We start from the raw sequence: 524 nt of genomic DNA, 5'->3' as shown, positions 1-524 counted from the left end.
CACCCAGCTTTATTCGGAGGTTGGGTTGAGGAACGAAACCCCACATTATGGCTCAATTTGCGGGGATTGACTGACTCAAATCAACCCAGATTTTTTAGCTTTTGCTTACCCATAAATTGTCTGCAAAAATCAAGAAATAAACCCATGATTAAACCACAGCAACTCATCGAAATCGGATTGATAACAGCCACATTATCCGTGATGCTAGGGGAGTCAGTCCTGGCGACCTCATCACAGCTAAAAACCAATTCATCATCCCCTCAACCAACGCCTATAATTATCGCCCAAAATAGCAGTAATTCTGAAGCGGATAGATTGTTAAATGAGGGATTCATACTATTTCAACAAGGAACCGCCGAATCATTACGAGAAGCCCTAGAAAAGTTGCAAGCCGCCCGCGAACTCTATCGCGCTGCTAGGGATAAGGGAAATGAAGCCGTCACCCTGCTGGGTATGGGGAGAATTAATGATTTATTAGGAGAAAAACAAACAGCCCTAGACTACTACAACCAAGCTTTACCCCT

The 524-nt window shown here is 43.9% G+C and carries 1 protein-coding gene; it reads left to right on the top strand.

Translation table 11 applies throughout. The features are described from left to right. Positions 1-144 precede the first annotated feature (144 nt). The coding region (locus ACTIE0_RS24980; protein WP_439517090.1) for a tetratricopeptide repeat protein at positions 145-524 on the top strand (380 nt) is incomplete at its 3' end.

This window comes from Limnospira sp., assembly GCF_051859755.1.
In the GTDB taxonomy this organism is placed as follows: Bacteria; Cyanobacteriota; Cyanobacteriia; order Cyanobacteriales; family Microcoleaceae; genus Limnospira; species Limnospira fusiformis.
The sequence above is the reverse complement of the archived record's forward strand: the minus strand, read 5'-3'. Positions and strand labels throughout refer to the sequence as shown.